Genomic DNA, 22,391 nt, shown 5'->3' on the forward strand with positions numbered 1-22,391 from the left:
ACGATATAAATGATGAAATAGATTGGGATCAATAAGATTTAAGCTTGCAATAACACTATTGGCGTGTAAAAGAAAAACGGTTTACATCTTCTGAACCAAACGGTAATCTATATGTAGAATATTAATGATGAAGTAGCTAGGGGGAGCAAGGATGTTAAAGGCGATTTTTTTTGACTTAGATGATACGCTTCTTTGGGATCAAAAAAGTGTTGCAAAGGCGTTTGAAGAGACGTGTAAGGTAGCGCAAGATCAATACGGTGTCAATGCAAAAGCATTAGAAGAGGCTGTTAGAGAAGAAGCAAGAAAGTTATATTCTTCATACGAAACGTATGAGTTTACTCAAATGATTGGAATTAACCCTTTTGAAGGCTTATGGGGGAACTTTTTAGATGATCATGAACATTTTAAAAAGATGAGTGAAATTGTCCCAGCCTATCGAAGGGATGCGTGGACGAACGGTTTGAAATCGTTGGGGATAGATAAACCAAACCTTGGACAGAAGCTTGCCGAACGTTTTCCAGAGGAACGTCGTAAACACCCTTTCGTTTACGAAGAAACTTTTTCAGTGTTAGATAAATTGAAAGGCTCATATAAGCTATTATTACTAACGAACGGATCGCCTGATTTACAGCAAACGAAATTATCTATTACACCAGAGATTGCTCCATATTTTGATGAAATTATTATTTCTGGTGGCTTCGGTAAAGGCAAACCAGATCCATCCATTTTTGAACATGCACTTGCACGAGTAAATGCTCAAAAGAATGAAGCAATAATGGTAGGAGATAACTTAATGACGGATATTTTAGGCGCGAATCGAGTAGGAATTCCTTCAGTTTGGATTAACCGACACGAAAAAGAACGTAACGAAGTCACTCCTTCTTATGAAATTACGCACCTAAATGATTTAATCACACTAATTGAACAAATTGAAAAAAAATAATTGATCATAATGGAGAGGCTGGGCAAAAGCGTTTGATAAATGAACGTCCGAACCAATATATGTGTCGCCCAATGTTCGGATTCTTAGTTAATCACTTTCGTTTTGTTCCAGACTCCTTCTGCGTAAATAAATTTCGATATCGAAATACTTTACATTGAAATAAAAAATTTGTACAATATATGTATGGAATGAGACTACACTAAAGAATGAATAACCGAATGAAATAAATACTAGGAGTGAATACTGATGGAATTAAAACCATTAAAAGGTCAACACCATGTTTCAGCTATCACTGGACAAGCAGAAAAAAACTATCGTTTCTATACAGACATAATGGGTATGAGGTTAGTTAAGAAAACGGTGAATCAAGATGATACGTCAGTATATCATTTGTTTTATGCCGATGAACGAGGAAATCCAGGAACTGATTTAACATTTTTTGAGTTACCTTATGCTGGACAAACACATCGTGGTACGAATAGTATCTCATTAACGAGCTTACGAGTACCTTCAGATGAGTCTCTCTCCTACTGGAAGGATCGTTTCGAACAATTTAATATTACTCATGATGAGGTAGAAAATTATACAGGAAGAAAGACATTGAAATTTGAGGATTTTGAAGGGCAACGCTTGCAGTTAGTATCAGATGAAACGAACAGTGGTGTTGCAGGAGGGACTCCTTGGGAAGAAAGTCCTGTACCTGAAAGCTATGCGATTTTAGGATTAGGGCCAGTGCAATTAACAGTCTCAACATTCGAGCATACAGCAATGATATTAACGGATGTCATGGGCTATCGAGAAACACGATCATATCCGTCACCAGTTGAAGGTCAAAAGGATATTCGCGTTTTTGAAACGGGTGAAGGGGGCTCAGGTGCGGAAGTGCATGTAGAAGAGCGTTCTGATTTGCCGCGTGAACGCCCAGGGCGTGGAAGTGTTCACCATGTAGCTTTTCGTGTTGAAAGTGAAGAGGAATTAAAAAAGTGGGTTGAACGCTTGAAACAACTTCGACTACCTAGTTCAGGCTTTGTGGAACGTTATTACTTCCGTTCTTTATATTTTCGTGAACCGAACGGCATCTTATTCGAATTAGCAACGGACGGTCCTGGGTTTGAGGGGGATGAATCTTTTGAAACGTTAGGTGAAACGTTAGCCCTCCCTCCGTACTTAGAGAGTCAACGAGAACAAATTGAAGCAACGATTAAGCCATTAAATACGAAACGTTAGGAGAATGCTTTATGAAGTATCTATTCCGAGAAGGAAAAGGTAGTAACGGATTGACCTTTTTATTGTTGCATGGAACTGGAGGAAACGAAGAGGACCTGTTACCGATTGCTGCTTTAATTGACTCTGAAGCGAATATATTAAGTGTTAGAGGGAATGTGTTGGAAAATGGTATGCCTCGTTTTTTTAAAAGAGTAGCTGAAGGAGTGTTTGATGAAGAGGATTTAATCTTTCGAACGAAAGAACTATATTCATTTGTGAAAGAGAAAGCTGATGAATACGGTTTTGATGAACAGAAAGTCGTTGCTATTGGTTATTCCAATGGGGCAAATATTGCTGCAAGCTTACTGTTTCATTACGAAAATGCGTTAAAAGGGGCAATTTTATATCATGCGATGGTACCTCTTAAAGGATTAACACTACCTGATTTGTCTAACAGCTCTATTTTTATAGGTGCTGGTAAACAAGATCCGCTAATTCCGGCAGCGGAAACCGAAGAGCTGATTACATTACTACAAGGTTCCCACGCTAATGTCACAAGTTTTTGGCAGGAAGGTGGCCATCAACTGACACGCGATGAGGTTGAAGAGAGTAAGCGTTGGTTCATCCAAACATTTAAATAATCGGTATAAAAAAAGAGAGTTAGCAAGCGTTATATTGCTAGAATCCTTAAGCCTGTCGACTGTCTCGCTATTGCGAGGCAGTCGACAGGCTCATTGTGATTAAAGAGCATCGTCATGGTAAGTCTCATCGAATCTGCTCCCGGGATAGGGGGCACGCTTTCCGCGGAAAGCGAAGTATATTTCAGGAGCGGTTTATTTGCACCGCTTGTCCTAGCTTCTTTTTTTAGAAATGATGAAGTTAAATGGATTTAAACTTTCTCTTTGTTTAGTAAAATGCTCACTAAGGTATAGATTTTACAGGTGTGATATATGATAATGAAAGCTACCGGTTAATAAGGAGTGACGTGTCTAAATGAATATTAGTCAGACAGACATAGTATATGAGCAAAAAAGAGTAAATAAAGTGATTGCATATATAGAACAACACATGAATCAATTAGAAGGTCAAATTGCAACAAGAGGTAACGATGTAACCTTTATAAAAAAGAATTTTTGGGAGGATGTTACTGTAAACCTGGATAATGATGAAGAGGCTGCTGAAACGTTTTCCAGTATCAAACAACAAGCAGAATTATTATCGGAACGTGAACGTTCACAAATGCATGATACGAGTCAATTAAAAAAGCTGGAACGTTTAAAGGATTCACCATATTTTGGGCGCATTGATTTTGTCGAAAAAGGTGAGTCTGATGTGGGTCAAATTTATATTGGGATTGCTTCACTTACGAATGAAGAAGGCTATGACTTTTACATCTATGATTGGCGTGCCCCTATAGCAAGTATGTATTATGATTTTGGTCCTGGTGAAGCATTCTATGAAACCCCTTTAGAGAAGGTTACGGGAGAGATAACTTTAAAGAAACAAATGCTTATTAGACAAGGGACAGTTAGACATGTCTTTGAAACAGGAATGACGATTGGAGATGATGTCTTACAGGAAGTATTGGGAAGTCAATCATCTGCGCAAATGAAAAGTATCGTATCCACGATTCAGCAGGAACAAAATCAAATCATTCGTAATGAGAGAAGTAAAATTTTGATTGTGAATGGTGTAGCAGGCAGTGGCAAAACATCGGTTGCAATGCAACGTGTCGCTTATCTTCTATATCGCTATCGTGAACAGATAAATGCTGACCAAGTTATCTTATTTTCACCAAATGCTTTGTTCAATCAATATGTGTCAGAAGTATTGCCAGAGCTCGGTGAGGAAAATATGCAACAAACGACATTTCAAGCGTATTTACATCATCGGTTAGGAAAACGCTGGAAGATAGAAGACCCCTATGACCAACTTGAATATGTTTTAACGAAGAAGGATGAAAACGATTATCTTCAAAGACTAGAATCTATTGACATGAAATCATCATACACATTCATGAAGGAAATGGACCGATTTATTCATACATTACGATCAGTTGGATTACCATTTCATCATGTTTATTTTCGCGGGGAGGTTCTATTTCAATCGAAATGGATTAGTGAACATTTTGATAAAACCGATTCATCATTATCGATTCCTAATCGACTAGAGCTATTAATTGAGACTCTTTTGAAGCACTTAGATATCTTTGAAAAGGAAGAACGAAAGCGAAATTGGGTATTAGATGAGATTGAACAGCTTTCTGATAGTGTCATTCAAACGGTTTATGAACGTATCGAACGTGAAAGTGATGGCTATGTAGATTCTGTTCGAGAGGAGTCATTGCTACGTGCGTTAATCGTTAAGAGAAAATTAAAGCCAATACGTGCGATGATTCGTCAGTTCTCATTTATTAATTTTCCTTTGTTATATGAACAGTATTTAAAATCGTTAAATCCTAAATTTTTCCCACAATATTTATATTTTAATGAAATGATTGAGACGACTGTTGCTCGATTAAAAAAACGGAAGTTGGTCTATGAGGATATGACACCATTCCTTTATTTGAGAAGTATGATTGAGGGCTTTGAAGTTAATATGACAATGAGGCATGTGTTTGTAGATGAGGCACAGGATTACTCACCATTTCAATTTGCATATCTAATAAAATTATTTCCAAAGGCTCGATTTACCATATTAGGTGATCTTCATCAATCAATTTATGCTCATTCCTATCGCATGGATTCGTTTCAGTTGTTTCACGAAACATCATTTTCAGAAAAAGTAGAATCATACTCGCTAACCAAAAGTTATCGTTCTACTAGACAAATTATTGATCTTGCTAGTGAAATCATTGACTCAGGAATTATTCCCTTTAATCGTTCTGGTGTAAAGCCAATGCTTATTCAAGTAAAGAATGAGGAAGAACGTCGTCAAAGAATCATTCAAGAAGCAAATCGTTTACAGAGAGAGCATAAAGGAAAGGTTGCAATTATTTGTAAATCTGATGAGCAAACGTATTTAGCTTACCATCAGCTAAGCAGTGATTTAGATATTACCTATGTAAAGAAAGATACGTCAGAAATAAAAAGCTCGATTCAAGTGATTCCCGTGTACTTAGCAAAAGGGATGGAATATGATTGTGTCATTATTTATGATGCATCTCTACTTTCTTATTCAGAAGAAAAGGAACGAAACCTACTCTATACAGCCTGTACAAGAGCAATGCATTCTTTAACATTATATTATGAAGATACGCTCAGTCCTTTGTTACCAAAAAACAAAGATCTTTATACATGACAATGACTTAATACGTCATGTATAGTAAAAAAAGAAAGCGATTTCGTTTTATAGAGGGAGGCAAATGATGAAGTATAAACAATTAGGTAGTACGGATTTAAAGATAAGTGAATTAAGCTTTGGGACCTGGGCGATTGGTGGTGCTTGGGGACAATCTGACGATCAAGAAGCGATACGAGGATTACATCGAGCGATCGACTTGGGCGTTAATTTTTTTGATACAGCAGACGTATATGGTGATGGACATAGTGAAGAGCTAATCGCAAAAGCAACAAAAGGTAAAGAGAATGATAGTTATATCGCTACAAAGTTTTGTCGTTCCGGTGATATTCATGACATTAATACGTATTCTCCCGAACAGGTTCGTGCCTATTGTGAAGCAAGCCTAAAACGATTAGAGAGGGAGCGAATTGATCTGTTTCAAGTCCACTGTCCTCCTTTTGAGATCATAAAAGAAGGTAGTGTCTTTCAAGTATTAGATGAATTACAACAAGAAGGGAAGATTCGTTATTATGGTGTAAGTGTTGAAACGGTTGAAGAAGGCTTGTATTGTATGGATAACTATTCGAATGTGAGGGCATTACAAGTTATTTTTAATGTATTACGTCAAAAGCCATTGGAACAATTATTACCAAAAGCTATTGAAAAGCAAATTGGGATATTAGCTAGGGTTCCATTAGCAAGTGGGTTATTGACAGGGAAGTTTTCAAAAGATTCATCATTTTCAAGTGATGATCATCGTCATTTTAATCGCGATGGTACCGCATTTAATGTTGGGGAAACCTTTTCAGGTCTTCCGTTTGAAAAAGGTGTAGAGTTAAGTGAAAAAGTTAATTGGATAAAGGAAGGACGAGGTTCATTAACACAAGCAGCCCTAAGATGGATTCTCGATCAAGAGGGAATAACTTGTGCAATCCCTGGATTTAAAACGGTCAAGCAAATTGAGGATAACCTTAAAGCCATTAACGTTTCCACATTTACAAAACAAGAAATTGAAAAGCTTAGCTCGTTCTACAAAGAAGAAGTTCATCAACATATAAGAGGAGTTTATTAATAAAAGAGGCTCGATCAACAGAGTTTTAGCAAAAACAAATGCTCATTCCTTTTCTCCAATAATTTTTGAATTTGATAGTTAACTATTAGAACTTTATATGTTGAATTTGTCCATATATTTGTTGCGAATGAAAAGCTTTAATCGAAGGTAATCGCTATGTATTGATTTAGATGAGGAAGGCAAACTAAGGAAGAAAAGACTTCTAGTGGAGGGATCCTTACATGAAAAGATTACGCCTGAGTTTTTTAGTCGCAATGGCTTTTGTCATTTGCCTTCCTTGCTTTGCTAATGCAGAAATGCAGACATTTAATGAACCACCTTTCTCACATTATAAAGTTTCGAGTGGAGACAGTTTTTGGTTTATTGCACAACGTTATGGTTTAGACTATCGTGAGCTAATGAGATTGAATCCTGATGTAGAGCCTTTAAATATGCATGTGGGAGAAGTCATTCGTTTAAAGCCAGAAGCATCGCATCATAGTACGTTTGAGGATCAAGTGGTTGCATTAGTCAATCAAGAACGAGCAAAAGTCGGTTTGCGTTCATTACATCATAGGCAAGACCTAAAACATGTCGCCCATAAAAAAGCAGAGGATTTAATTAACTCAAATTATTTTTCTCATACTAGCCCTAACTACGGCTCACCATTCGATATGCTCCGTTCATTTGGTATTAGTTACCGAACCGCAGGAGAAAATATCGCTAAAGGTCAAACGACACCTGAGCAAGTAATGCAAGACTGGATGAATTCTCCTGGCCACCGAGAAAATATTCTTAAGCCGGAATATGACGCAATTGGGGTAGGATTTTATCATAGTGCATGGGTGCAAATGTTTATTCAAACACGGTAATGAATCAATTGCATACTCCAAAAGGGATTTCCGAAAGAATCATTATGATTTTCTGGAAATCTCTTTTTGTTTCGCTTCATATAGATTAACACAAGCTCTTTTAATGACGAAAACATACCATTCTCTTTTAACTTTCGCCCAATCAGAAAAAGCTATTTCTTCATACGTTAGTGAGTGTGAAGCAGGGATGCTTTAACAAAGAATGAAGGAGGATTTAAATGAGCACTTCAGGTTATTCTGGCGGTTTTGCGTTAATCGTTGTTTTATTTATATTGCTTGTGATCGTTGGTGCAAGCTGGTTAGGTACTGAATATGGTGGTTCTCCGTCATATGGTTATGGTGGTTATGGATTTTAATTGATGACAATCAATGAATCTGACTTATTTTAGACAGATCAAAACATTGTGTGAAGTCGCTACGGTTGTTAAAACCCTTAAAGGAGTAATTTTCTCCTTTAAGGGAAAGTAGCGGTTATTGTTAGCCATGTCCCCTGCTATTAAAACAGTCCAACATCCGTTTATTTTACCAGAAAAACAATGATGCTAGCGCGAGTCCTGCTATAAAGCCGAAAGCAATTGGATAGCCTCCCCATCCCCAGTAACCATAATTGAATCCACCAAATTCAGAGCTATCAGGTTGAATAAAGACATGGGTGTTTGTGACATGCGTAATGGTACCGACATGTTTTCTTCCGCACTTATCAGTAATGCAAACTCGTTGACCTTTATATTTACAACACATTTCATAATAGGACATGATCGTTTCCCCTTTCAAGTAAGTGTCTCCATGTATCCTATTACACAGCTGTCACATTGCTTGTGAGTAAGCCTATTTGTCATGTGAAATGTACAAAAGCCTTTGGTTATATATAAATGAAAAAGTTAGAGGAGGATACGATGAATTATCACGATTTGTTAAAAAAAATCTCGATTAATAGTGCACATCCAGGGGGTATAAATAGTACAAAAAGACTAGTGGGAAAAGAATCGATATCTAAAGAGAATTCGGTGTTAGAAATTGGGTGTGGTACAGGTGTGAGTGCTTCATTTATTTATAATAGAAGTCATAGTAATATAACTGTTATTGATCAAGATGAGGAAATGCTCCTGAGTGCAAAGGAAAGATTCCAATTGGAAAATCAATCTATTGAAGCTATACATGCTTCAGTTGAATCAATGCCATTTCGAGATGAGACGTTTGACTTTGTGTTCTCAGAGTCAGTTTTAGCTTTTGCTGATAAGCAGGCTATTTCTGAATGCTTTCGTGTTTTAAAAAAAGGAGGAAGGTTCATCCTGCATGAAATGATCATAACTGAACAAATGACAGACGAGGAGTTAATACAATTACAAAGCTTTTATCGATTTAAGCAATTTAATCAAAAAATTGATTGGTTCAATATCCTTCAAGAATCGGGGTTTACTCATATTGAAGAAGAATCACTAGATGGAACTCAATATAGTGTTAGTGATTTTCAACTAACAGATGAGATCGATAAGGAATCATGGGATATACTAGAACAGCACGTGAAATTGGTAATGAAATTTCGTTCTAAAATGACCAGTGCTATTTGGCGTTGTCAGAAAGAGTAAAAGTATAAATTTTCAGAAATCTCTTGACTATTCACGTTAGTCGGTTTATCATTTTTTGAATAATAATGAATTCTTAGACATAAAAAAACTTAATCATGACAAATAGAATGATTTTTAACAGAAGGGTGGAGGAAAGACCGTATAATTATGATTAAATCATTGATAATCTATATGTGAGCTTGGTTATTAAGGGTATGAAGTGGAATATGAAAAATCAGAATAGTTGATTTTTCATAGTAAAGTGCGATACATTTAAATACAGATCAAAAAGAGTCCTAAAGAAAAAGAGAGGCAAAATAATGGAATCAAATTACCCTAAAACGACAATGGTTATTTTTGGAGCGACAGGAGATTTAGCGAAAAGAAAGCTTTTCCCATCCATTTTCAGGCTTTTTAAAGCTGGCAAAATCTCAAATGAATTTGCCGTAGTTGGAGTCGCTCGTAGACAGTGGTCTGATGAAACGTTACGAGAAGTGATTAGTGAATCTTTAAAGGATGAAGATCCGAAGTTAGTGGAAGAGTTTAGTTCTCATTTTTATTATTTAGCATTTGACGTAACAAATAAAGAATCGTATCAAAAGTTAGATTTAATGCTTTCAAAACTTGAAGTGAAATACAACATACCAGGTAACCGTATTTTCTATATGGCTATGTCACCGCAATATTTTGGCACGATTGCCGTTAATTTGAAGCAAGAAAAAGTAACGAACACGAATGGTTGGACAAGATTAATGATTGAAAAACCATTTGGTCATGATTTACCATCTGCTCAGAAATTAAATAATGAAATAAGAGAAGCGTTCTCTGAAAATGAAATATATCGAATCGATCATTATTTGGGCAAAGAGATGGTGCAAAATATTGAAGTGATTCGCTTTGCGAATGCGATCTTTGAACCATTGTGGAACAATCAGTACATATCTAATGTACAAGTCACTTCAAGTGAAGTGCTTGGTGTTGAGGATCGTGGTGGCTATTATGAGCACTCTGGCGCATTGCGTGACATGGTACAAAATCATATGCTTCAAATGGTTTCACTTCTTGCAATGGATCCGCCGATTCGTTTAACGACTAACGAAATTCGTAGTGAGAAGATTAAGGTATTCCGTGCTTTACGCAAACTATCACTTGATCAAATTCAAGATTACGTTGTACGTGGACAGTACGGACCTGGTAAAGTTAATGGAAAAGAAGTAACAGGTTATCGTAGTGAAAAGAATGTTGATCCTGATTCAAATACGGAAACATTTGTCGCAGCTAAGCTTCTTATTGATAATCATCGTTGGGCAGGTGTACCATTTTATATTCGAACAGGAAAACGAATGAAGGCGAAGTCAACGAAAATTGTCATTGAATTTAAAAATCGTCCAATGAAACTATATTATAGTGAAAATGATGAATTGAAAGCGAACCTACTTGAAATTAATATCCAACCAGATGAGGGGATTACATTGCATTTGAATGGGAAAAAAGTAGGGAGCTCTGGAAGATCTATTCCAGTGGAATTAACATACAGCAATGATAGCGATGCGTCAACTAATACTCCAGAAGCATATGAACGATTAATTTATGATTGTATGCTAGGAGATGCAACAAACTTTGCCCATTGGGATGAGGTTGACTTATCTTGGACGTATATCGATACCATTTCCCAATCTTGGTCAAATGGTCACAGTGATTTAGCTATTTATGAATCAGGAACGATGGGGCCACAGGCTTCTGATGATTTACTATCTAAGGATGGATTCCAATGGTGGCCAGTCGTTGATGATGTTGACTAGAGTAAAGGACAATGCTCTAAGGGTTAATATAATCCTTAGAGCATTATTTTGCTTAAATTAAAAAGAAGGAGAAATGAGATGAGACCAAAAGTAATGCTTGTGGATGGAATGGCTCTTTTATTTAGGTCATTTTTTGCAACAGCAATGTCAGGATATTATATGATTAATAGTCAAGGGACACCAACAAATGCTATTCATGGAAGTCTGAAGCATTTGTTTATGGCCATTAATGAATTTAGTCCAACTCATGTGATCTGTTGTTGGGATATGGGAAGTAAAACATTCCGATCGGAAATTTATGAGCCTTATAAAGCAAATCGTGGAGAGCCTCCATTGGAATTAATTCCTCAGTTTGAATTAATAAAAGAAGTCATGTCAGAATTAACGATTCCAAACATTGGCTTAGAAGGATATGAAGCAGATGATTGTATTGGAACATTGGCAAAACAGTTGAAAGAAGAAAATGATGTGCTCATATTAACAGGAGATCAAGATATTCTACAGCTACTAGATGACCATGTCTCGGTCGTATTGTTAAAAAAAGGATACGGTAATTATCACACGTATACAAAGGAATCTTTCATTTTAGAGAAAGGCATCGCACCGATACAATTAATTGAGTTAAAAGCATTAATGGGGGATACGAGTGATAACTATCCTGGAGTAAAGGGGATTGGAGAGAAAACCGCTCTGCAATTATTATTAAAATACGATCATGTTGAGGGAATTAAAGAACAAGTCGCTTCATTAACACCAGCTCAACGAAAAAAAATTGAAGCAGATCATGAAATGATTGATATTTGTTATAAATTAGCGGCCATACATTGTGAAGTACCGATAGAATGTCAATTAGAAGAAGCGTACCTTGATATTGATCGTAATCGAGCAATGGATATGATAACAAAACTTGAGCTAAAAGGAATTGACCATTTTTTAAAATAAATGATGAGGCTAGGACAAAGGTGTTTTGGTAAATGAAAATCGAAAAAATATAGAACGGTGTACATAAATCGCTCCTGAAAGATACTTGGCTTTCCTCGGGAATCTGCGGACCGATTTTCCAGATATCGTTATCTATACATGCTAGTCTCAAAGATCCAGGCTACTTTAAAAGAATAAACGAAAATAACCATTTATCTGAAAAAATATTATGATAGATGGTTATTTTTAGCGCTTACGATGAGACATAGGAAAAGTTTTCCTCTTGGCATGAAGGTGAAGGCCTCTAAAGCAGACGGGATTGAGTGGCCGACTCCTGCAGGAGGGAAGGGAGGCCGCTGAAAAAGTGTGATTTTCACTTTTTCAGCGGCCTCAGGGGAAGGGCAGATTGAAATCCACCGGCGCAGCCGGTTCGTTCAACGCCCGCCTGCGGAAAGCGTGCCCCCATCCCGGGAGAGAGGGCAAAGATCCCTTTCAAGTCCGAAGTAAACGAGCACTTTTTCAGTGGCCACAGGATAGGGCTAGTAGAAATCCACTAGCGTAGCGAGTTAGGTTTGTGGCTGCCTACAGGGAGCGAGTTCTCATTCTAGTAGAGTTGTTTTTTTAACTTCCCTAAAATATGTAATAGTATTGAGCTTATCTAGGTATAAACTATTTGACTTATAATGGATATGAAAGTAGGCTAGTGGAATTCCTCTTTTACTTAGAGAATTAAAACTTTTACTGTATAAATTGAAGAATTTCTAGAAAGCAAGGTTGTAGCGTTGAAATCTTTAGTAAAATGTAACCGTTATCAAGAAAAAGAGGAGTGTAGTGTATGTTTGGGCAATCCTATATTGAATACGAGTCATCTTCTAATAATGTGAAGATTATCTCGAGAGAAGAAAAGATATCCGTGCTTCTGTCTGAAAATGATTATCCAGGAGTCATAAGAGCTACAGCTGATTGGCAAGTTGATGTGGAAAAAGTAACCTCTGTTTATCCTATTAGAGTTGAAGAAGAAGCTGAATTGTTTGGAAAAGTAGTAATCATTGGTACAATGGGGAAAAATGATGTCATTGATCAATTAATAGCTGCAGAAAAGCTTAATTGTCAGGATTTAGTTGGTAAATGGGAGTCATTTGTCATTCAAACAATTGACAATCCATTTCCTAACGTGGATCAAGCATTGGTTATTGCAGGAAGCGACAAACGTGGGACCATATTTGGAATATATGACTTTTCTGAGAAAATGGGTGTTTCCCCTTGGTATTGGTGGGCTGATATGCCTATTGTTAAGCATGAAACAATATATGTAAAGAAAGGAGTACATAAACAAGGAGAACCATCTGTTAAGTACCGTGGTATTTTTCTAAACGATGAAGGTCCTTCGTTAATGGAATGGGTGCGCACAAATTACATAGATTTCACACATGAGTTTTACGAGAAAATTTTTGAATTAACCTTACGCTTAAAAGCAAATTATCACTGGCCGGCAATGTGGGATAATACGTTTTATGAAGATGACCCACTTAATGCTGAAATCGCTGATTATTATGGGGTTGTGATGGGAACATCTCATCATGAGCCAATGCTCAGGCCTCATGGTGATTGGAAAGTACATAATAAAGGCCCTTGGGATTATGCATTGAATGAAGAATATCTTTATCAATTTTGGGAGGAAGGTATCAAAAGAAGCAAGCACTATGAGAGCGTTGTAACACTAGGGATGCGTGGTGATGGAGATGAAGCTATGGGAGGAGATCTTTCTTTCCAAGGGAAAATTGAATTGTTACAAAAGATTGTAGCTGATCAAAGAAAGATGATTGCTGAACATATGAATGAAGATGTTACTAAAGTACCTCAGTTGTGGGCTCTGTATAAAGAAGTTCAAGATTATTATGAGAATGGAATGCGAGTTCCAGATGACATAACGTTATTATGGGCTGATGATAACTTTGGTAATTTGCGCCGCGTTCCTACAGAAGAGGAACGGCAACGAAAAGGTGGAGCGGGTATTTATTATCATTTGGATTATGTAGGTGGTCCTCGATCGTATAAATGGGTGAACTCTGTTCCACTTCAAAAGATTTGGGAGCAAATGCATAAAGCGTATCATTATGGAGCTAATCAAATTTGGATATTAAATGTTGGTGATCTAAAACCAATGGAATTTCAACTCGAATATTTCCTACGCATGGCATGGAATATGAATGATTTTAATCGAGATTACAGTTGGGAATATAGTGTTGAGTGGGTGAAGAGACATTTTGGAGAGGAGTATGCAGATGATATTGCTTATATTATTAATCGATACTCAAAGTTTAATGGACGATTAAAGCCAGAACAATTAAACAATGTAGAGCTATATAGTCTGCTAAACTATGATGAAGCAGAAAGGGTAATGGAGGATTTTCAGGAAATAACCGACTTAGCTAAACAAATTTATGAAAAGCTACCAGAATCGTTAAAGGATCCATTCTTTCAAATTGTCTTATATCCGACGAAGGCTTCTAAACAAGTTCTAGAGCTGCATATTAAAGCTGAGATCAGTAAATTATACGCGAAGCAAGAGCGAATTGCGACTAACATTGCAGCAAGAGAAGCGGAGTTATTGTTTGAACAGGATCACTTATTGTCCTTTGATTACAATAAAAGAACGTCTCTCGGTAAATGGAATCATATGATGGATCAAACACATATAGGGTATACGTATTGGCAACAGCCTGAACAAAATACGATGCCGACTGTAAAACGAATGAAACCCCAAATGGAAGGGAAAATGGGGATTGCTGATTACGATGCTCTTCACTTTAATTCCTTTACGAGGCAATGTCGTGTGATTGATATTTATAACAAAGGTACAGCTCCGTTTTTGTACAATGTAAAAGCTAACGTAAACTGGCTAAAAATCGATTCCGAAGAAGGAGTCATTATCCAGGAAAAGAAAATAGTCGTAGATATTGATTGGGAGAATGCACCAAAAGGTCACGATGTAGAGTCATTTATAACGGTAACAGGTTCAGAAGGTTCTGCTGTTCAATTACGCGTAACTCTATTTAATCCAATTGAGCCGAATCGTGAGTCACTTGTTGGGTTTATGGAAACAGATGGGTATATTTCGATTGAAGCGGAGCATTACACGAATAAAATAGATAGTCAGGAAGCGCGTTGGGATGTGATCCCTGATTATGGACGGACATTATCATCTATGGCTGTCTTTCCTGTAACTACACCAAGTGTGCATCCTCCTCACAATTCACCTTGTTTAGAATATCAAGTTTATTTAACGAACCCTGGGAAATTAGACGTTCACACATTCATTGCGCCTACGTTAAATTTCATTTCAGACCAAGGTTTACGATTTGGAATTTCATTTGATGATCAGCCAATACAGATTGTCGATGCGATAAAGTACAAAGATACGGGATTTGATGAAGGGGATTGGGCTCAAAGTGTAATAGTTAATGTTAGAAAAAGCACAACAACCCACTGCATTGAAAAGATGGGGTATCATACGCTTAAAATATGGATGGTTGACCCAATCGTTGTTCTTCAAAAACTTGTCATTGACACAGGTGGGCTTAAAAAAAGTTATTTAGGACCACCTGAAAGCTATTACGGAGGGAAAATAGATACAATTCAAGCAAATCGTCACTCTATTGATTCTTATCTCATTCCAGGTAGATTAGAAAAAATAGATAAAGTTTTTCATTTTTATAAATCTGTTGATCTATTCGTTGAAAAGGATGGGGCGTATGAAATGGAATTAAATACGGTTGGTATTGGATCTATAAAATTAGTAATAGGTGATGAGGAATATGAAATCGTTTCTACCGAGAATCAGGAACAAAGGAAATTCAAAATGTATTTGAAAGCAGGCTATTGTAAAATGAATGAAGTTGAGGTTAAGGGTGATGTTTCAGTTCAGAACATAAAAGCGAAGTTAGAAGATGAAGATGTTATTAAAATAAAACCAACTATTCGAATCGATCCGGAGCAGGATGATCAAATAATTGTACAAACATCATTATACAATTCTGATCACTATTCTCATTTATATACACTAAGAGTAGAACTAAAGAATCAAAATAGTCAGTCATTAGGGGTTTCTGTACTTAAAGGAAGATTAGCTAGATCAGCAAAGGAAATGCATAATCTTATATTTGACCGCCAACAACACACACAATTTCAATTGAAAATCACTTTGCTTGATCAAAAGAGTAAAAAGGAATATCAATTCAATAAAAATTTTGTCCTATCATAAAATATACTTCGCCTTTCGCGGAAAGCTAAAACTTCCTCATGCTACGCAAGGGCACTGAAAAAGTTTGGTTCTCAACTTTTTTGGTGTCCCTTAAGCAATGTTCGAAACCGCTGTCTGTTTTGAAAGCTTGATGCGAGTGGGCTTCTTGTATCAAGCGCGCAACGTGTGAAGCCATTGATAGTCCAACCAAAGATACGTAAAAATTCGAAGTGGACTCCCTTTCATCCAGCAGGATTTTGCGTATCTTTCAGCTTCTTTAAAAGGTGAAACTCTTTCTAGTAGAAGTGAGATTTTACATTCTTATCCGAGTGAAGGCGTTGACGTGTAAGCGAAAATATGGTAAAAAAACATTAGTGTTAGCACTCTATGTATTCGAGTGCTAATAGACAACTGAAAGGGGTAATGAATAATGGCAAAGAAACAGTTTCAAGCAGAATCAAAACGTCTGTTAGAAATGATGATTAATTCTATTTACACGCAAAAAGAAATTTTTCTTCGGGAATTAATTTCGAACGCAAGTGATGCTATTGATAAGATGTATTATAAAGCATTAACGGATGAATCTATTCGATTTGAACAGGAAGATTATTACATAAAGGTTGAATTTAATAAAGACGAACGAACATTAACAGTAACGGATACTGGAATTGGTATGACTGAGGATGAGCTTGAGACTCATTTAGGAACGATTGCTAAGAGTGGTTCTTTAGCATTTAAAAGTGAAAACGAAATTAAAGATGGCCATGATATTATTGGTCAGTTTGGTGTTGGGTTTTATTCGGCCTTCATGGTAGCTGATAAATTAACGGTCATTAGTAAATCAATTGATAGTGATCAAGCTTACAAATGGGAATCAGACGGTGTAGATGGTTACACAATTGCGCCAGCGGAAAAAGATTCAATCGGGACAGTTATTACGTTAACGATTAAAGAAAATACAGAGGAAGAAAATTACGATGAGTTTCTTGAAGAGTATCGTTTAAAGTCAATTATTAAGAAATATTCTGATTTTATCCGTTACCCAATTAAAATGGACATTATTGAACGACATAAAAAAGAAGATAGTGAAGATGAATGGGAAGAGTATTCAGAAGAAAAAACGGTTAATAGCATGGTTCCAATTTGGCGCAAAAATAAAAGCGAATTAACTGATGAGGATTATGAAAACTTTTATCAAGAGAAGCATTATGGTTTTGATAAGCCTTTGAAGCACATTCATATTAGTGTAGATGGTGCTGTTCGATACCATTCAATTTTATATATTCCAGAAACGATTCCATTTGATTTTTACTCTAAAGAATTTGAAAAAGGGCTAGAGTTATATTCAAGTGGTGTGCTTATAATGGATAAATGCTCTGATTTACTCCCAGACTATTTTAGTTTTGTAAAAGGGATGGTTGACTCTGAGGATTTATCTCTCAATATTTCTCGTGAAATTTTGCAGCATGATCGCCAATTAAAGCTCATTGCCAAAAATATAAAAAATAAAATTAAGAGTCAGCTGCTAACGTTGTTGAAAAATGATCGTGAAAAGTATGAGAAGTTTTATGAGTCATTTGGCCGACAATTAAAATATGGCGTATATTCGGATTATGGAGCAAATAAAGAAGTGCTACAGGACTTATTAATGTTCTATTCTTCTATAGAAAAAAAGCAGGTGACGTTGGATGAGTATGTTTCACGAATGCCTGAGGAGCAGAAATATATATATTATGCAACAGGTGAATCCTATGATCGGATTGAGAAATTACCGCAAATCGAAGCTGTGAAGGATAAAGGGTATGAAGTATTATACTTTACGGAAGATGTGGATGAATTTGCGATTAAAATGTTAGCGAGCTATAAAGAAAAAGAGTTTAAATCCGTTGCTAGTGGTGATCTAGGCATTGAAGATGAAGAGTCAAATAATTCAGAAGAGAATGAGCAAAATCATAAAGAATTATTCGATAAAATGAAATCATTGCTTTCTAGTAAAGTAAAGGATGTACGTGTCTCAAAACGTCTAAGAACGCATCCAGTGTGCTTTGCTACTGAAGGTGAACTGTCAATCGAAATGGAAAAAGTATTAAAGTCGATGCCCGATAATAACCAAAATATTGAAGCGGATAAAGTGTTAGAAATCAATGTTAATCATGATGTCTTTCATTCATTACAAAAGGCATTTGAGCAAGATGAGGAAAAACTAAAGCTATACACGAATTTACTATATAATCAAGCACTTTTAATTGAGGGATTACCTGTTCAAGATCCAGTAGAATTCACGAACGACATGTGTAAAGTAATGGTATAAATGACGGAGAAAAAGTAGCAAAAGCGAGGGCACTGAAAAAGTTTGTTTTTTAACTTTTTCGGTGCCCTTTTAAGAAATGTACGAAACCGTTGCCTATCTTGAAATGTTTGCTACGGGTGGATTTATCGTACCACTGAAAAAGTTGATTTGTATTTTTAGTGGCTACGTAAAAGCTGATTTTTCTTTTTAGGTTAATGATTTAAAACTTATATTTTGCATTTAACTGTCACAGGTTAAGCTCCTACGAACATAGGCTATGGTGGAAAGACATAAGTGAGGATAGGAGGAATTTAGTGTGTATGTAAATGGCTACAATCCTTATGCTTACCCAGTTGTTCAATACGAACCAATGAGACATTCATATTCTCCATATCGTCATCTACCACAGCATCAATTCAGCAATAGTTGGAGGGAGCAAACGATTTCAGGTGATGCGACTTGGACAAATGGAGGGCCAACAACTCAATGTGGTTTACCGTGGACTATGAATCAATCTATGACAGCTGCAGTAAGTGAACAATCAACTTATCGATGTGGAGATACATTAAGAGTTCGTAATCGAAATAACCAACGTGAGTTAACGGTCATAATAGTCGATACAGTACCGAATTTCCCGTCAAATCGAATTAATTTACATCGTCAAGCATTTGAAGCATTAGGAGCACAATTGGACGAAGGTCTTATCCCTGTAGACATAACGTCAATAACTCCTATAGAAGAGGATCCATGGAGCCCGTATTTGCAAAGAATTGTTCAAAGTGCTTTTCCAAACTACCAAGTAATCAACGAGGAATTAATGGAGGAAGAAGCGATCGATACATCTCATGTTAGGAGAACCTATGAATTAATGTTACAATCGCCTCAGGAATCAATACGAGTACAAGCAAAAGTCAATTATAATCCGACAACAAATCGTGTGATATCGTTCGATCTTCAAGAGTTAAATGAATAAGCTCAATATATCATTGTGTGAACACTGAGAAGGTATTATTTCCCTTTATCAGTGTTTTAATTTAGCATGAAAATAATGAAATCATCATTGTTTATGATTGACAAAATTTTCATTGTTCGTTAATATAGATTCGAATACATATTAGAGAGGAAGTGATCGTTCGAAAGGAAGGCTTGTATTTGTAGAGGAGGGGTGAGATTAAGTAGAATTGTGACAGCACATATTTTCATAAGCAAGTCATTTTTTTATACTGTCTAATTGAGAATAATAATCGATATCGGGATTCGTATGCTGCAATGCGAACTTTTTTTGTAGGTGTTATTGATAATAATAATCAATAGCAACAATCGAGGAAAAGGAGAAAGAGAATGCCATTAAAAAAGATTTCTATGAAACTACTATTGTTGCTTACATTCATCGCTTTGTTCATGATTCCGTTCCAAGTATTTGCATCTCCTGATCTTGAGGATGGTACATATACGATTGGGTACACGGTTTTACATGCTGATAATGATTCTGCTTCAATAGCAAACGATTATTGGGAGAAACCAGCAGCACTCTATGTTGAGAATGGACAAATGAAACTTGAGATGACACTAAACCATAGCTCATGGATTACTGAATTTAAGACACCGGTAAGCGGTAGCTATCAGGATGTAAATGTTATCCGAACAGACGATGCAGCCGATAAACGAGTTGTACAATTTCCCGTTGATGACCTATCAAGTCCATTAGCCTCACACATTCATGTTATTGTAGAGGACATCAATTATGACCATAGCTACACAGTTCGTTTTGATTTTGATTTGAATCAAATCAATCCGGTAAGTGTACAAAGCGAATCAGAAGGTGAGCAAGAAGAAAATAATGGATCAGTAGCTCAGACAGAGGATGACGATGAAAATGGAGCTCAAGGGGGAGCAACGAATCAAGAAGCAAATCCACAAACGAGTGATCAGTCATTTATTTGGTTATATGTACTCGTTACAATCGTATTCGGTTTCATTTTAGTTAAAAGAGTCCATGCTTTAGGAAGACCATAAAGGAGTTAAAAAATAATGAAATTAAAATTCAAACAATTGACCATTCTTAGTTTAATATTTTTATTGATTTTCTCATCATTTAGTTCGATCGCAGTTGCTGAAACTGAAGGTCAAACACTTCAAAATGGTGAGTACGAGATTCATTTTTCAGTTTTAAAAGATGGAACAGATGAAACTTCTGTTATGGACGGATATACTGAAAAGCCAGCTTCATTATATGTCAGTGACGATGAATTAACGGTTGATTTGACACTTACGAGTAGTGATTGGATTAAAGTGTTCCAAACAGATATAAACGGAACTTTTACAGACGCGGAAGTCATTTCAGAAAATGAGGAAGAGGATACTCGTGTCGTTCGTTTCACTGTTACCAATTTATCATCAAAGCTTGATGTATTTACACATGTAGTTATTCCATTCATCAATTATGACAATGAATATGTTGTTCAAATCACTTTTGATGAAGATTCACTTGAGGTTGTTGAATTAGAGGAGTTACCTGAGCCTGTACCTGCACTTGAATTAGCAGATGGGACATATACGATTGATTTTGAAGCTCTACATGCAACGGAAGACCGTGCATCAGCAATGGCAGGGTATTTAACGAACCCCGCAACTCTCTCAGTAGCAGGAGAGAATGTGTCCTTAACACTTGAAATTCAAGAGAGAGAAGGACAAGAATTAACGGATGTACGCTTGCTGCATAATGGAGAGTACAAAAGTGGGACAGTAGAAAGTGAGAATGAAGAAGAGCTATCAAGAGTTGTAACGTATGATATAAATGCGGTAGCTGAGATAGCAGCAGAAGTAGATATGTATGTAGCTGCAGCAAACTATAGCAATACCCAATCATTCCGTATCGTATTAGATGAGGAGTCCGCACAACTGCTTCAAGAAGATGAAGGGAGCAATGAAGACGAAGAGTCTAATGAAGAAGAATCAAATGAAAATGAAGGTGATGAAGCAAACGACCTTCAATTAGCAGATGGGACATATACGATTGATTTTGAAGCTCTACATGCAACGGAAGACCGTGCATCAGCAATGGCAGGGTATTTAACGAACCCCGCAACTCTCTCAGTAGCAGGAGAGAATATGTCCTTAACACTTGAAATTCAAGAGAGAGAAGGACAAGAATTAACGGATGTACGCTTGCTGCATAACGGAGAGTTCAAAAGTGGGACAGTAGAAAGTGAGAATGAAGAAGAGCTATCAAGAGTTGTAACGTATGATATAAATGCGGTAACGGAGATAGCAGCAGAAGTAGATATGTATGTAGCTGCAGCAAACTATAGCAATACCCAATCGTTCCGTATCGTGTTAGATGAGGAGTCCGCACAATTAGTTCAAAATCATGAAGAAGAAAACGAAGAGTCTAATGAAGAAGAAATAGATGAAAATGAAGACGGCAATCATGATGATGGTGTGATCGAAAACGAAGATGATGAGTTTGATGAAGGCACATATACAATTGACTTTACTGTTTACAAAAATCAAACAACAGATATTTCTGTCATGGATGAGTATACAGTGAAGCCAGCTCACCTAATGATCGAAGGAGATACACAAACAGTTGAAATGACTTTAACACATAGTGATTGGATTAAAGTATTTCAAACAGAAAAGAATGGTAACTATGTTGATGTAGAAGTTGTTTCAGAAGATTCAAGTGAAAATACGAGAACCGTACAATTTGAAGTAGAGGATTTATCGCAGTTATTACATGCGTATACAGAGGTCTATTTTGAAGAACCATTTTTATATGATGGTAAATATGAGGTTCAAATTGCCTTCGACCTAGAGAGTATGGAAGTATTTGATGAGAATACATCGAATGAAGACGATACGAACGGAGAAAACGAACATAACAATAACAATAACAATAATTCAACTAATAAGGATGTTGACGATTTAACGATTAATCGTGATGGGCAAGATCACGACAATGATAAGAATGATCCATCAACAAATCAAGAAACCAACGCGAAAACTGCAGACAGAGCTATGATTGGTGGGTTGATACTGTTAATGTTAACGTCAGGAATTTGGCTTTTCCGTAAGTATCGTCTCGGAACATTGTAACATATTATCTATTGAAAAGCGTTAGATTGAAAGCTTGATAGCTTAAGAGAGTGGAGGTATTGCAAAAGAATAAAATCATTCTTTTGATAATGCCTCTCTTTCATTTCAAAGGTTT

15 protein-coding genes and 1 pseudogene are annotated in these 22,391 nt (G+C 36.5%); 15 read left to right on the forward strand and 1 reads right to left on the reverse strand.

What is annotated here, in order from left to right:
• Positions 1-151: 151 nt before the first annotated feature.
• The 7 genes and pseudogenes from MW695_RS11390 to MW695_RS23205 all read left to right on the forward strand — a co-directional run.
• Complete coding sequence (locus tag MW695_RS11390) at positions 152-943, forward strand: HAD family hydrolase (RefSeq protein WP_247105441.1); 792 nt, start codon at positions 152-154, stop codon at positions 941-943.
• Between the two features lie 246 nt (positions 944-1,189).
• Positions 1,190-2,170, forward strand: a complete 981-nt coding sequence (locus MW695_RS11395) for a ring-cleaving dioxygenase (protein WP_247105442.1) — start codon at positions 1,190-1,192, stop codon at positions 2,168-2,170.
• An 11-nt stretch (positions 2,171-2,181) separates the two neighbouring features.
• Complete coding sequence (locus MW695_RS11400) at positions 2,182-2,790, forward strand: alpha/beta hydrolase (protein WP_247105443.1); 609 nt, start codon at positions 2,182-2,184, stop codon at positions 2,788-2,790.
• A 352-nt stretch (positions 2,791-3,142) separates the two neighbouring features.
• Positions 3,143-5,449, forward strand: coding sequence for an RNA polymerase recycling motor HelD (gene helD, locus MW695_RS11405; protein WP_247105444.1), 2,307 nt, complete (start codon positions 3,143-3,145; stop codon positions 5,447-5,449).
• Positions 5,450-5,516: 67 nt separating this feature from the next.
• A complete protein-coding gene (locus tag MW695_RS11410) occupies positions 5,517-6,503 on the forward strand; it encodes an aldo/keto reductase (protein WP_247105445.1) in 987 nt (328 codons plus the stop codon).
• A gap of 221 nt (positions 6,504-6,724) precedes the next feature.
• The gene (locus MW695_RS11415) at positions 6,725-7,354 is read left to right on the forward strand and encodes a CAP domain-containing protein (RefSeq protein WP_247105446.1); all 630 of its coding nucleotides are present in this window, start codon (positions 6,725-6,727) and stop codon (positions 7,352-7,354) included.
• Positions 7,355-7,572: 218 nt separating this feature from the next.
• Positions 7,573-7,647 (forward strand): annotated as a pseudogene (locus tag MW695_RS23205) (YjcZ family sporulation protein); the annotation flags it as partial.
• Positions 7,648-7,876: 229 nt separating this feature from the next.
• Here the strand turns inward: MW695_RS23205 and MW695_RS11425 are convergent.
• The gene (locus MW695_RS11425; protein ID WP_252120741.1) at positions 7,877-8,110 is read right to left on the reverse strand and encodes a hypothetical protein; all 234 of its coding nucleotides are present in this window, start codon (positions 8,108-8,110) and stop codon (positions 7,877-7,879) included.
• Positions 8,111-8,250: 140 nt separating this feature from the next.
• Between MW695_RS11425 and MW695_RS11430 the strand changes: the two genes are divergently transcribed.
• From MW695_RS11430 to MW695_RS11465, 8 genes are all read left to right on the forward strand, one after another.
• On the forward strand, positions 8,251-8,943 hold the full coding sequence (locus tag MW695_RS11430; RefSeq protein ID WP_247105448.1) for a class I SAM-dependent methyltransferase: 693 nt from the start codon (positions 8,251-8,253) through the stop codon (positions 8,941-8,943).
• Between the two features lie 299 nt (positions 8,944-9,242).
• On the forward strand, positions 9,243-10,724 hold the full coding sequence (zwf, locus tag MW695_RS11435; protein ID WP_247105449.1) for a glucose-6-phosphate dehydrogenase: 1,482 nt from the start codon (positions 9,243-9,245) through the stop codon (positions 10,722-10,724).
• A 78-nt stretch (positions 10,725-10,802) separates the two neighbouring features.
• Positions 10,803-11,666: a 5'-3' exonuclease gene (locus MW695_RS11440; RefSeq protein ID WP_247105450.1), complete on the forward strand. Its 864-nt coding sequence runs from the start codon at positions 10,803-10,805 to the stop codon at positions 11,664-11,666.
• Positions 11,667-12,480: 814 nt separating this feature from the next.
• Positions 12,481-15,909 (forward strand): glycosyl hydrolase 115 family protein, encoded by a 3,429-nt coding sequence (locus MW695_RS11445; RefSeq protein ID WP_247105451.1) that lies wholly within the window; start codon positions 12,481-12,483, stop codon positions 15,907-15,909.
• A gap of 409 nt (positions 15,910-16,318) precedes the next feature.
• Positions 16,319-18,199, forward strand: coding sequence for a molecular chaperone HtpG (gene htpG, locus MW695_RS11450; RefSeq protein WP_247105452.1), 1,881 nt, complete (start codon positions 16,319-16,321; stop codon positions 18,197-18,199).
• 295 nt (positions 18,200-18,494) lie between these two features.
• Positions 18,495-19,151 (forward strand): RlpA-like double-psi beta-barrel domain-containing protein, encoded by a 657-nt coding sequence (locus MW695_RS11455; RefSeq protein WP_247105453.1) that lies wholly within the window; start codon positions 18,495-18,497, stop codon positions 19,149-19,151.
• A gap of 368 nt (positions 19,152-19,519) precedes the next feature.
• A complete protein-coding gene (gene isdC / locus MW695_RS11460) occupies positions 19,520-20,194 on the forward strand; it encodes a heme uptake protein IsdC (RefSeq protein ID WP_247105454.1) in 675 nt (224 codons plus the stop codon).
• 15 nt (positions 20,195-20,209) lie between these two features.
• Positions 20,210-22,276 (forward strand): NEAT domain-containing protein, encoded by a 2,067-nt coding sequence (locus MW695_RS11465; RefSeq protein ID WP_247105455.1) that lies wholly within the window; start codon positions 20,210-20,212, stop codon positions 22,274-22,276.
• Positions 22,277-22,391 lie beyond the last annotated feature (115 nt).

Origin of the sequence: Halalkalibacter sp. APA_J-10(15), assembly GCF_023017105.1 — a bacterium.
GTDB lineage: Bacteria > Bacillota > Bacilli > Bacillales > Bacillaceae_D > Halalkalibacter.

Coding starts and splice junctions, on each gene's coding strand:
- MW695_RS11390 (WP_247105441.1), top strand. CDS start 152: ATGTTAAAGGCGATTTTTTTTGACTTAGATGATACGCTTCTTTGGGAT.
- MW695_RS11395 (WP_247105442.1), top strand. CDS start 1,190: ATGGAATTAAAACCATTAAAAGGTCAACACCATGTTTCAGCTATCACT.
- MW695_RS11400 (WP_247105443.1), top strand. CDS start 2,182: ATGAAGTATCTATTCCGAGAAGGAAAAGGTAGTAACGGATTGACCTTT.
- helD (WP_247105444.1), top strand. CDS start 3,143: ATGAATATTAGTCAGACAGACATAGTATATGAGCAAAAAAGAGTAAAT.
- MW695_RS11410 (WP_247105445.1), top strand. CDS start 5,517: ATGAAGTATAAACAATTAGGTAGTACGGATTTAAAGATAAGTGAATTA.
- MW695_RS11415 (WP_247105446.1), top strand. CDS start 6,725: ATGAAAAGATTACGCCTGAGTTTTTTAGTCGCAATGGCTTTTGTCATT.
- MW695_RS11425 (WP_252120741.1), bottom strand. CDS start 8,110: ATGTCCTATTATGAAATGTGTTGTAAATATAAAGGTCAACGAGTTTGC.
- MW695_RS11430 (WP_247105448.1), top strand. CDS start 8,251: ATGAATTATCACGATTTGTTAAAAAAAATCTCGATTAATAGTGCACAT.
- zwf (WP_247105449.1), top strand. CDS start 9,243: ATGGAATCAAATTACCCTAAAACGACAATGGTTATTTTTGGAGCGACA.
- MW695_RS11440 (WP_247105450.1), top strand. CDS start 10,803: ATGAGACCAAAAGTAATGCTTGTGGATGGAATGGCTCTTTTATTTAGG.
- MW695_RS11445 (WP_247105451.1), top strand. CDS start 12,481: ATGTTTGGGCAATCCTATATTGAATACGAGTCATCTTCTAATAATGTG.
- htpG (WP_247105452.1), top strand. CDS start 16,319: ATGGCAAAGAAACAGTTTCAAGCAGAATCAAAACGTCTGTTAGAAATG.
- isdC (WP_247105454.1), top strand. CDS start 19,520: ATGCCATTAAAAAAGATTTCTATGAAACTACTATTGTTGCTTACATTC.
- MW695_RS11465 (WP_247105455.1), top strand. CDS start 20,210: ATGAAATTAAAATTCAAACAATTGACCATTCTTAGTTTAATATTTTTA.